Source organism: Veillonella sp. 3627 (assembly GCF_003992195.1).
Lineage (GTDB): Bacteria > Bacillota > Negativicutes > Veillonellales > Veillonellaceae > F0422.
Window position 1 is genome coordinate 44,335 of sequence record NZ_RQVG01000013.1, and the last position, 11,146, is coordinate 55,480.

An 11,146-nucleotide genomic window follows, 5' to 3' on the forward strand; every position below is an offset into this window, starting at 1 on the left:
TTACTTGTGAAAGAGTCTCCTCTATGAGGGGGCTCTTTTTTGTTGACAAATGCTTTCATCGGTTGTTATTCTAACAGTAGGATGATGATACTGTTGATGAAAGGATGAGATCATGTCTATACAATATCAAGAACAATCGAAACGATCCAAAGCTGGCATTGCATTAGTTACTGTATTTATTGTGATAGCATTGGGTGCGTTGGCATATAGTGTATGGCGCTATGTGGAGTTAGGTAGTATAGCCTTAGCGGAAATATTAATAGAAGGAATGATTCTATTTGTCCTTGTATCGCAGGCAGTGGGGACCTATACATTTAGGTTGACCGAATCGGATCTCATCATTGATGAGGTAGGCTTATTAGGAAAGAAACGAATGATCATTCCGTATGCAATGATCAACGGGGTCTACCAATTTAAACAATCCATGATGCCCCCATTGAAATTTCGCTATAAATATCGTAAATTATCGTCCACTGATGATCGCCCTGTATGGGCCTTAGCTTACTCAGTGGTAGAAGGGAAAAAGTTAAAACATGGCCGTGTGTTATTAAAAGCAGAACAAGAGTTGTTTGATGCTTTAGCGCAGCATGTACCGAATTTGATACAGGTGAAAGAAGACCAAGTTGTCTTTCATGCGTATCTAAGAGAAGATGCTTTCAAACATGGAGAAGATTTTGCGATCTATGCAGCCAATGTATATGGGCAAGGTCAAGCGGGTGCAGAGGATGTGAAAGAATAAGCTTTTCTTAGTATAGGTTAGAAAGGGAGTTTACCCTAAGCAGATTGTTATCATTAGACCTCGACTGAGGTGGAATCTGTGGGAGAAGTTGGATAAAGTTTGAACAAAATAAAAGGATTTTTCTAATCTATAGCGAATTTATAGTATAAAGAAAGATATATAAGTGCCCACGATGGGTACATAGTGATGCGTCACACTCTTTGGAGTGTGGCGTGTTGTCGTTTATAGGGCTAAAGGATGTACTTTCAAATGTTGGAGGAATTATGTTGGATTTACAATCATATCAAATGCCACGAGAAAAATTCATTGCCTTAGGAGCTGAAGCGTTAGAATTGGAAGAATTATTAGCCATTTTATTGCGTACAGGATGCAAAGGTTCCACCGTCTTAGAAGTGGCTCATGAAGTGGTGAAACGCATGGAAGGATTGGTAGGAGGCTTGAACAATGTTACGATAGATGCTTTGCGAGAAATTGATGGCATTGGGCAAGACAAGGCGGTGACTATTTGTGCGGCTATCGAACTGGGCAGACGTCTAGGACAGATGAAAGTGAAACGAGATTGGGAAGATTTTAGCACTCCGGAGGCGGCAGCTAATTACATGATGGAACGTCTTCGTCATAAAACAGAAGAACACTTTTATGTCTTATTATTGACGGTAAAAAATAAATTGATTAAGCCTGTTCTGATTTCTAAAGGAGGGTTAACTAGTAGTACGGCGGAGCAACGAGCAGTATTCCGTCAAGCTATCGATGCCAATGCGGCGGCTATTATTTTGATGCATAATCACCCATCAGGAGATCCTACCGAGAGTAGTGATGATGTACGGGTGACTAAAATTTTTGCTAGAGCTGGAGAAGTGATGGGTATCCCTGTGTTGGATCATATCATTATTGGTGATGGCATCTATGTAAGCTTATTAGAAAAAGGGATACTATAGGTGCAGATGTTCTATAAATTTGCTATAATTAAATGATTGGAACAATGAAAAGAAATCAGAGGTTATAGCGTGCGAATTATTGGAATAGATCCAGGCTATGCGATTTGTGGATATGGTATCATCGATGTCATAGGAAGCTCTTTAAAACCTGTTACCTATGGAGTGATAACCACAGAGGCAAAAACGCCAGAAGCAAGCCGGTTAGAAATTATATTTAATGAACTAAGCGATATTTTAGAAGAATTTCGCCCTCAAAAGTTTGGTATAGAAAAATTGTACTTTGCCCGCAATGTAACGACGGGTATCGGCGTAGCACAAGCAAGAGGTGTTACCTTATTGGCGGCGAGTCAACAAGACTTACCAATTTACGAATATACACCATTGCAGGTGAAACAATCTGTGGTGGGCTATGGAAAAGCTACAAAAGAGCAGGTCACGTATATGACAATGAACTTATTGGGGATTCGTGAAAAAATTAAGCCTGATGATGCGGCTGATGCCTTAGCGATTGCTATATGTACAGCCCATAGTTCCCATACAGATACATTGAAGCAAATTTTACAATTGTGAGGAGTTTATGATTGCATATATAAAAGGGGTTGTCACCCATCGATTGCTAGATTCGGTGTACGTGAATGTCCATGATGTGGGCTATCGTGTGTACGTACCTAGTTCAGTGCAAAGTCAGTTGCAAGTAGGTGAAGAAACTTGTTTATTCACGTATACTAATGTTCGTGAAGATGCTATTCAGTTATATGGCTTTTTGACGATGGAAGATTATGAGTTGTTTTTACTGCTCATCTCCGTATCAGGAGTGGGACCTAAATTGGGTCTTGGCATTTTATCGGCCATAAGTCCAGAACATTTTGTAGGACTCATCATTAGTGGTGATACAAAAGGTCTTCAGAAATTGCCGGGTATTGGTAAAAAATCAGCAGAGCGATTGGTGCTAGAGTTAAAAGATAAAATTGAAAGCCTCGGTATTGCAGGAACTTTCACACCAACGGGAAGAATTTCACCAGTAGAACAAGTGCCTGTAGGTACTACCGAAGAAGTGCTAGAAGCACTTATGGCATTAGGATACAGCGCACAAGAAGTGCAGCCGGTAATCCAAGAAGTTTACGATGGCACACAAGAAGTACCAGTCTTATTAAAACAAGTATTAGCGGCATTGGGTAAAGGGCGATAAGAATGGATCAAGAAAATCGAATTGTAACCATGCAAGAACGGGAGGAAGACAATTGGCAATTTAGTCTTCGTCCTCGCTATTTAAAAGAATATATTGGACAAACACAGGCAAAGGAGAATCTTCATATTTTTATTGAAGCGGCCAAGCTGCGAGGAGATACCTTGGACCATGTTTTACTCTATGGACCTCCAGGGTTAGGGAAAACCACTTTGGCAGGAATCGTAGCCAATGAATTGGGAGTAAACTTCCGAGTTACCTCTGGACCAGCCATAGAACGAGCTGGCGATTTGGCAGCTTTATTGAGCAATTTGCAACCGGGAGATGTATTGTTTATCGATGAAATCCATCGTTTATCTCGCTCTGTAGAAGAAGTGCTATATTCTGCTATGGAAGATTATGCTTTAGATATCATTATTGGTAAAGGTCCGAGTGCTAGATCAGTGCGCATTGAATTGCCTAAATTCACGCTGATTGGTGCCACAACACGAGCGGGGTCTTTGGCGGCACCGCTACGTGATCGCTTTGGTGTGATTAGCCGTTTAGAATATTACAAGCAAAATGAGCTAGAGTTTATTGTGAGCCGTTCTGCTGATATTTTAGATATTCATATGGATCCAGAAGGGGCTAGTGAAATCGCTCGTCGTTCTAGAGGAACCCCTCGTATCGCGAATCGCTTGTTGAAACGTGTCCGTGATGTAGCACAAGTATTGGGTGATGGTGTGATTACAAAAGAAATTGCAGATCAGGCCTTACAGCGATTAGATATTGATAAGCTAGGTCTAGACCGTATAGATAGACGCATTTTAAGCACTATCATTGAAAAATTCGATGGTGGGCCTGTAGGGGTGGATACAATTGCAGCCTCTGTGAGTGAGGAACGTGAAAGTGTTGAAGATGTGTATGAACCATATTTGATGCAACTTGGTTTGTTGGCGCGCACAAATCGTGGACGTATCGTTACTCCTGCTGCCTATGACCACTTGGGAATCCCTAGAAAGGTGGATGCATGAGAAAGGTAGGATATCGCTATGTGGCGATAGCGGTTATAACAGCTGTATTAGGAAGTGCACCTTTTGTAGGCGCAGCAGCATCGCAAAAGGAAGTGCCGAAACGTACAACAGTGAAAGCTACTTTTGTGAAACCGAATGAAAGAAAAGATTCGGCAGCATCAAAACGGGTGGTTTTTAAGCCTGCTATTAAAGTGACGAAAGCGACGAAAACAACACCTCAAGAAACAATCAGAGTGCAAGAAAATACTGACAAACAAGCAAGAGTATCTAATGTTGTACAAGAGGTCAAGAAAGGTTCTAGTGGAGAGCCTGTGATACGAGTGTTGCTTGGGCATAGATCACAATCTTTTTCCATTAGTAGTGCTATGCCTATGGTTGTTCTAGATAGCCGTGGACATCAAGTGCAAACTATCAAAGAAAATCAGACTGTGACAGTTTCGAGTGGAGGCGGTTCAGTACATATAAATGGACATAGTATTGATAAGTCAATTACTATTCAAAATACACAAGGTAGATATGGATCTGAATTGCAAACATTAGGAAAAACCTATCGAGGCGCTGTGACAGTACATGCTAATACATCAGGATCCATGAGTGTTATTAATGTACTGGGGTTAGAACAATATGTACAAGGTGTAGTACCAGAAGAAGTGGTACCTAGTTGGCCTACGCCGGCCTTAGAAGCACAAGCAGTGGCAGCTAGGACCTATGCCTTGCACTCCATGAAGAGCAAACAAAATAGTATGTATGATATTGGAACTACTACAGCTGACCAAGTATATGGAGGGAAAAGTAGTGAGTTTGTAAGCACAAATACAGCGGTAAAGCGTACACATGGCATGGTTCTCACGTATCAGGGCCAACCGATTAATGCTCTTTTTCATTCCGATGGAGGTGGCTATACAGAGGATAGCGTGAACCTATGGGGTAATGATTTGCCCTACTTAAAAGGGGTGCAAGATTACTCGAATCATGAGGGTACAACCGTATGGAATGTCATTACCAGCCGTCAAAGTATAGAACAAAAATTAGCAGCAGCTAGCAAATCGGTAGGGTACTTACAGAAAATTGAATTATCTCCATTGGCAGATCGACCTATGAAAGTACAAGATCGAGGGGTTTCAGGACGTGTAAAAACAATGAAATTTGTAGGTGAAAAGGGCTCTATATCGCTTACAGGAGAACAGGTGCAAGGGATATTTGGCTTAAAGTCCACCTTATTTGATTTTTATGTAGGACAAACACCGCCGAGTCGGATTCAGGGGTCTTCTGTAAAAGCTAACCATACGTTTAGTAAAGCGAATCAGACTGTGACAATTCATGGATATGGTTGGGGACATGGTTTGGGACTTTCACAGTGGGGAGCGGCGGAAATGGCTAGCCGAAAAGAGGCAAGTCAGCCTGATTATTATAAAGTGATTTTACAACATTATTACCAAGGTACGGCACTTACGAAACTGTACAATTAATGAGGAATAGTATGAAAGTATCTGATTTTAATTATGATTTACCTGAGGAACTCATTGCACAACATCCGGTAGAACCACGGGATACGTCGCGATTGATGACCTTAGACAAGGTAAGTGGAGAGATATGCCATAAAGCATCCTTTCACTCCATTCTAGATGAACTATCTGAAGGGGATGTGTTAATCTTTAATAACACTAAGGTTATCCCTGCTCGTTTGTATGGAGAACGTAAAGGGACAGGTGGTAAGGTAGAAGTACTACTGTTAACGCCCAAAGGAGAACATCTTTGGGAGTGTCTGGTAAAGCCAGGGAAAAAATGTCTAAAGGGGCAACTCTTATCCTTTGGTCCTAATCTAGAGGCTGAGGTTATAGACCATACAGATTTTGGCGGTCGACTGATTCAATTTAAGCCGAACGGTAATTTTGATGAGATTATTAATGATATTGGGGAAATGCCATTACCTCCGTATATCCATGAAAAACTAGAAGACAAAGATAGATACCAAACGGTATATGCCAAAGAAAAAGGATCCGCAGCAGCCCCCACAGCAGGCTTACATTTTACACCGGAATTATTGGATGAAATTCAGCGCAAAGGGGTACAAGTTGGATTTGTTACATTGCATGTAGGGTTAGGTACATTCCGCCCTGTGTCGGCAGAATCCATTGAAGACCATGATATGCATAAAGAGTTTTATCACGTGTCGGAAGAAACTGCAGAGCTGGTGAATCGTGCCAAAGCGGAAGGACGAAGAGTGATTGCCGTAGGAACTACATCGGTGCGTACATTAGAATCAGCAGCGACTAAGGTAGGTCATGTAAGGAGTGGATCCGATTGGACTCAAATCTTTATTTATCCTGGCTATGAGTACAAGGTGGTAGATGCATTGATTACCAACTTTCATCTGCCACAGTCTACCTTACTCATGCTTATTAGTGCCCTCGCTGGTAGAGAGCATTGTTTGACCGCCTATGAAGAGGCAGTCCGAGAAAAGTATAGATTTTTCAGCTTCGGTGACGCAATGTTCATTCGATAAGTTGAAAGTTGTGTTATAATACAGAAGTAATAAAGGAGTGTGTATATGGCGATTAGATATGAATTGCAAAAACAATGTCCCCACACAGGTGCACGGGCAGGGTTATTGCATACTCCTCATGGAACCTATGAAACACCGATGTTTATGCCCGTAGGGACACAGGCAACGGTAAAAACATTGGCCCCAGAGGAGCTGAAAGCGATGGGCTCTCAAGTTATCTTGAGTAATACCTATCATTTATTCTTGCGTCCAGGCGCTGACCTAGTGGAAGAAGCGGGCGGATTGCATAAGTTCATGAACTGGGACCAAGCCATCTTAACTGATAGTGGCGGGTTCCAAGTGTTCAGTTTAGGAAAGCTGCGCAAGATTACTGAAGAAGGAGTTAATTTTAGATCCCATTTAGATGGGTCGAAAAAATTTCTCTCTCCTGAAGTGGCCACTAAGGTACAAGAACAATTAGGTTCTGATATTATGATGGCATTCGATGAGTGTATTCCATACCCTGCGGATCATCGATATGCTGATGCATCAACAGCACGGACCACACGTTGGGCAGAACGTTGCCAAGAAGCACGTCGTTCTAAGAATCAAGGCATGTTTGGTATCGTTCAAGGTGGTATGTATAAAGACCTTCGTGAAAGAAGTGCTAAAGAGTTAGTGGATATGGACTTTGAAGGCTATAGCATTGGTGGCCTTTCGGTAGGGGAACCACATGATTTGATGTATGAAGTACTAGAATATACAACACCATTGTTGCCTACTAATAAAGCTCGTTATTTGATGGGTGTTGGTACTGCTGACTGCTTAGTGGAAGGGGTAGCTCGTGGAGTAGATATGTTTGACTGTGTATATCCAACACGAGTAGCGCGGAATGGTATGGCCATGACATGGAAAGGGCGATTGAATTTACGCAATGCTTCTTTCATGCGTGACTGGGGTCCGATTGAAGAAGGTTGCGGCTGTTATGCATGCCAAAACTATTCAAGAGCTTATATTCGACATCTATATAAGGCAGAAGAAATTTTGGCTTTCCGATTGGTGTCGTATCATAATTTATATTTTTTACTAGAATTTATGCGTCAAATGCGTAAAGCTATCCTAGAGGATCGCTTTGTAGCATTCCGCGAAGAGTTCTGGCAGTATTTTACTAAATAGGAGGACTTATGGATTTCTTAGAATTTTTCCAAGGACAAACAGGGCAAGCGATTTTACCATTGTTGATTATGGTCGTAATTTTTTACTTCTTGTTATATCGTCCGCAAAAGAAACAACAAAAACAACGTCAAGTGTTATTGAACAGCCTTAAAAAAGGTCAAAAAGTATTGACTGTTGGTGGTATTTATGGTGAAATTGTTTCCTTAACAGAAGATACATTAGTGTTACAAGTGTCTGAAAAAGTGGAAATGAAATTTGCTCGTACAGCCATAGCTCAAGTTCTTGGAAAGGAACAGAAGTAATGGATAAAACGGCATTGCGTAAGAAGTTTTTAGAACGTCGTCGCAATGTACAAGTTCAAGAGGTTGCAATTTGGTCTCAACAATTAGATGATCGACTTTGGTCTATTCCTACAATATCTGGTGCAGAACATATTATGGCGTACTTGGCTATGCCTAAAGAAGCCAATGTAGATATGTTTATTACAGAAGCGTTGCAACAGGGTAAATATGTATATGTGCCTGTGTGTGTGACGAAGACAGATATGGTAGGAGTTCGCATACAGAGTTTAGAGGACCTTGATAGGGGAGCTTTGGGAATACGGATTCCCAAAGAACCGTATGTAGTTGTAGAACCTCAAATATTGGATTGTATTCTCGTTCCTGGTCTAGCCTTTGATCGTAGAGGCGGTCGCATGGGAATGGGAGCTGGATATTATGACCGATACTTACAACAGATTGCTGTAGAGAAACGAATCGGTATAGCCTGGGATAATCAAATTTCAGAAGAAATGTTACCCATGGCACCTCATGATGAGTGGATGCATACCATTGTGACCCCATCAGAGAGTATCCATTGTTATAAAGAAAAGGAGGGAATCCATTGAACACAAAAGCAGCTTTACGCTTTTTCGGCGTAGTAGCAGTGATTTTAGGCCTATTTATTTGGCTCATTGGACCACTTGCTAACTCCATTAAACAAGGGTTGGATTTACAAGGTGGTACTCACATTGTATTAGAAGCGCAAGATTCTGGCCCTAACGTGGTTACAGATGATGCAGTAGAACGGGTTATTCAAATCTTAGGCCGTCGTATTAATGAAATGGGTTTAACTGAGCCTATCATTCAACGAGAAGGTAAAAAACGTATCATTATCGAATTACCTGGTGAAAAAGATCCGCAAAAAGCCATCGAAACAGTTGGTAAAACGGCGGTTCTTGAGTTCCGTGATGAAAATGGAAAAGTCCATTTAGATGGTAATGACTTAAAAGATGCAAAAGAACAATTAGAAGGTAAACAAGCATCCGTTAATATCCAATTAACAGATGAAGGGGCGAAAAAATTCGGCGCCTTAACAACAGCTAATATTGGTCGTCACATCGGCATTTATTTGGATGGTGAGCAATTGACAAATCCAGTGGTCAACGAACCAATTACTGGTGGTAGTGCTCGTATTACTGGTAGCCGTGACTTGGAAGAAGCGAAAAGCTTAGCTATTTTACTACGTTCTGGTGCATTGCCTGTAAAAGTAGAAGTTATGGAAGTGCGTACCGTTGGTCCTACCTTAGGTCAAGACTCTAAAGATAAATCTGTCGTAGCTTTTGGTGTTGGTATTGCCTTAATCATTGTATTTATGCTTGTTTTATACAGATTGTCTGGATTCGTAGCAACTATCGCTTTATTGGTGTTTGTGTTAATTTTGGTAGCAATCTTAGGGCCGCATGCTTTGAATGCGACCATGACCTTGCCGGGTGTAGCTGGTATTATCCTCAGTATGGGGGTTGCCGTGGATGCGAACATCCTAATCTTTGAACGGTTCAAAGAAGAAGTGGTGGAAGGTAAAACATTGCGTATGTCCATGGAATCTGGTTTCCGTCGTGCTTTTGATACAATCTTTGATGCGAATACATCCGTTATGATTACAGCAGTGATCCTCATTGTTCTTGGTAGTGGCCCTGTAAAAGGTTTTGCCATCAACTTGGCATTAGGAGTTATTGTATCTATGTTTACAGCTGTATCCATGAGCCGTACCTTAATGCATATGCTTATTGCAGCACAAATTACGAATCGTCCATTCTGGTATGGTTCTAACATATCTCCATCTGTTACAATTGAAGCATTTAAGAAAGGAGATAAGAAAAAATGACATTTGATGTAATAAAACGTCATCGTTGGTGGTTTAGTATCTCCTCCATTGCGGTTATTCTAAGTATTATTTCCATGTTTATGTATGGATTTAACTTTGGTATCGATTTTACAGGCGGTACCATTGTAGAAGTGGAATTTAGCAAACCAGTACAGGTGTCTGCTGTACGGGAAAATTTGAAAGCCTTTGAATTAGAAAATGCAGTTATCCAATTATCTGGTGCAGATGCTACTGAATCAGAAGGTAAAACGGTAATGATTCGTACTCGTAACATTGAGGCTAGTGAAAGTCAAGCTGTGGTAGCAGCATTAAATAAAAATCTAGCGGAAGGAACAGTAAAGCGTATTGAATCAGTAGGCGCTGTTATTGGATCCGAAGTAACAGAACATGCATTGACGAATTTATTAATTGCTTTCGTAGCGTTAGCTTTGTATATTACATATCGTTTTGAGTATCGTGTGGCCTTGTCATGTTTGGCAGCTATCTTCCATGACCTTATCATGGTATTGGGGATATTCTCTTTCTTCCATTTAGAAATTGATTCCTCCTTTTTGGCGGCGATTTTGACAGTTATCGGTTACTCTATGAATGAATCTGTCGTAATCTTTGACCGTATTCGTGAAAATACACACACTCATAAGCGTACCGATACATTTGCAGATCTTGCGAATGCAAGTATCCATCAAAGTATCCATCGTTCCTGCTATACATTATCCACAGTATTGTTCGCATGTTGTTCCTTGTACTTCTTTGGTGGGGACACAACAAAGAACTTTGCTCTATGTATGATCGTAGGTTTCGTCAGTGGTGCGTACTCATCCATTTGTGTAGCTACATCTTTGTGGGCAATTTGGAAATCCAATAATAAAAAAGATGCACGAAATCGTCTCTAATAAAGCTATTCTGTTTTGCTAGAATGCTTGATTGGTGAAAGGGAAACGAGCAACATATTCCTTCTCAAGCTATACAGTGGTTATGCTTGTTCAGGAACATGTTGCTCGTTTCTGCATTTCGGCATTTAGGTAATAAGGATATAGCAAAACGTTCTACGCAAAGATGGCGTTCCTTGGTGGTGTCATTGGAAACAAGTAACATATTCCTTCCCGAACTGATACAGTGGTTAGGTTTGCTCTGGAGCATGTTGCTCGTTTCTGCGTTTCGACATTTAGGTAATAAGGATATAGCAAAACGTTCTACGCAAAGATGGCGTTCCTTGGTGGTGTCATTAGAAACGAGCAATATATTTTTTCTCAAGCTATACGGTGGTTATGCTTGTTTAAAAAATATTGGGAAAGGGGTTGCAAAATGTTTAAAAATATCATATAATACATTCAGTGCTTGAGACACAAGCACTTTTAATTTTCTTACAGCTTAGTAACTAAGAAAATAAAAAAGATTAAAAATAACTGTTGACACGATATTGTGAATCTGTTATTATAATCTAGTCGCCACAACACAGTGTTG

The 11,146-nt window shown here is 40.8% G+C and carries 12 protein-coding genes; all 12 read left to right on the forward strand.

Going from position 1 to position 11,146, the window contains the following annotated elements; translation table 11 throughout:
- The first annotated feature begins 112 nt into the window (after positions 1 to 112).
- Entirely contained in the window at positions 113 to 739 is a 627-nt protein-coding gene (locus tag EO114_RS07335; RefSeq protein WP_127062415.1) for a hypothetical protein, read from the forward strand.
- Positions 740 to 1,002: 263 nt separating this feature from the next.
- On the forward strand, positions 1,003 to 1,677 hold the full coding sequence (gene radC, locus EO114_RS07340) for a DNA repair protein RadC (RefSeq protein ID WP_009353338.1): 675 nt from the start codon (positions 1,003 to 1,005) through the stop codon (positions 1,675 to 1,677).
- 69 nt (positions 1,678 to 1,746) lie between these two features.
- Positions 1,747 to 2,247, forward strand: coding sequence for a crossover junction endodeoxyribonuclease RuvC (ruvC, locus tag EO114_RS07345; RefSeq protein WP_009353415.1), 501 nt, complete (start codon positions 1,747 to 1,749; stop codon positions 2,245 to 2,247).
- 7 nt (positions 2,248 to 2,254) lie between these two features.
- Positions 2,255 to 2,866, forward strand: coding sequence for a Holliday junction branch migration protein RuvA (gene ruvA / locus EO114_RS07350; RefSeq protein ID WP_062401725.1), 612 nt, complete (start codon positions 2,255 to 2,257; stop codon positions 2,864 to 2,866).
- Between the two features lie 2 nt (positions 2,867 to 2,868).
- Positions 2,869 to 3,876 carry a Holliday junction branch migration DNA helicase RuvB gene (gene ruvB, locus EO114_RS07355; RefSeq protein ID WP_009353399.1) on the forward strand — a complete coding sequence of 336 codons (1,008 nt, stop codon included), beginning with the start codon at positions 2,869 to 2,871 and terminating at the stop codon, positions 3,874 to 3,876.
- On the forward strand, positions 3,873 to 5,345 hold the full coding sequence (locus tag EO114_RS07360; protein WP_240629076.1) for a SpoIID/LytB domain-containing protein: 1,473 nt from the start codon (positions 3,873 to 3,875) through the stop codon (positions 5,343 to 5,345). Before ruvB ends, EO114_RS07360 begins: the two co-directional genes overlap by 4 nt.
- Positions 5,346 to 5,356: 11 nt before the next feature.
- Positions 5,357 to 6,382 (forward strand): tRNA preQ1(34) S-adenosylmethionine ribosyltransferase-isomerase QueA, encoded by a 1,026-nt coding sequence (gene queA / locus EO114_RS07365; RefSeq protein WP_127062418.1) that lies wholly within the window; start codon positions 5,357 to 5,359, stop codon positions 6,380 to 6,382.
- Positions 6,383 to 6,427: 45 nt separating this feature from the next.
- A complete protein-coding gene (gene tgt / locus EO114_RS07370) occupies positions 6,428 to 7,537 on the forward strand; it encodes a tRNA guanosine(34) transglycosylase Tgt (protein WP_009353303.1) in 1,110 nt (369 codons plus the stop codon).
- Positions 7,538 to 7,545: 8 nt separating this feature from the next.
- Positions 7,546 to 7,839: a preprotein translocase subunit YajC gene (gene yajC / locus EO114_RS07375; protein WP_009353379.1), complete on the forward strand. Its 294-nt coding sequence runs from the start codon at positions 7,546 to 7,548 to the stop codon at positions 7,837 to 7,839.
- Positions 7,839 to 8,423, forward strand: coding sequence for a 5-formyltetrahydrofolate cyclo-ligase (locus EO114_RS07380; protein ID WP_127062420.1), 585 nt, complete (start codon positions 7,839 to 7,841; stop codon positions 8,421 to 8,423). Before yajC ends, EO114_RS07380 begins: the two co-directional genes overlap by 1 nt.
- Positions 8,420 to 9,682: a protein translocase subunit SecD gene (gene secD / locus EO114_RS07385; protein ID WP_062401737.1), complete on the forward strand. Its 1,263-nt coding sequence runs from the start codon at positions 8,420 to 8,422 to the stop codon at positions 9,680 to 9,682. The genes EO114_RS07380 and secD overlap by 4 nt, the downstream gene beginning before the upstream one ends.
- Positions 9,679 to 10,575, forward strand: a complete 897-nt coding sequence (secF, locus tag EO114_RS07390; RefSeq protein ID WP_127062423.1) for a protein translocase subunit SecF — start codon at positions 9,679 to 9,681, stop codon at positions 10,573 to 10,575. The genes secD and secF overlap by 4 nt, the downstream gene beginning before the upstream one ends.
- Positions 10,576 to 11,146: the final 571 nt, after the last annotated feature.

Coding starts and splice junctions, on each gene's coding strand:
- tgt (WP_009353303.1), top strand. CDS start 6,428: ATGGCGATTAGATATGAATTGCAAAAACAATGTCCCCACACAGGTGCA.
- secF (WP_127062423.1), top strand. CDS start 9,679: ATGACATTTGATGTAATAAAACGTCATCGTTGGTGGTTTAGTATCTCC.
- EO114_RS07335 (WP_127062415.1), top strand. CDS start 113: ATGTCTATACAATATCAAGAACAATCGAAACGATCCAAAGCTGGCATT.
- ruvA (WP_062401725.1), top strand. CDS start 2,255: ATGATTGCATATATAAAAGGGGTTGTCACCCATCGATTGCTAGATTCG.
- queA (WP_127062418.1), top strand. CDS start 5,357: ATGAAAGTATCTGATTTTAATTATGATTTACCTGAGGAACTCATTGCA.
- yajC (WP_009353379.1), top strand. CDS start 7,546: ATGGATTTCTTAGAATTTTTCCAAGGACAAACAGGGCAAGCGATTTTA.
- EO114_RS07360 (WP_240629076.1), top strand. CDS start 3,873: ATGAGAAAGGTAGGATATCGCTATGTGGCGATAGCGGTTATAACAGCT.
- EO114_RS07380 (WP_127062420.1), top strand. CDS start 7,839: ATGGATAAAACGGCATTGCGTAAGAAGTTTTTAGAACGTCGTCGCAAT.
- radC (WP_009353338.1), top strand. CDS start 1,003: ATGTTGGATTTACAATCATATCAAATGCCACGAGAAAAATTCATTGCC.
- ruvB (WP_009353399.1), top strand. CDS start 2,869: ATGGATCAAGAAAATCGAATTGTAACCATGCAAGAACGGGAGGAAGAC.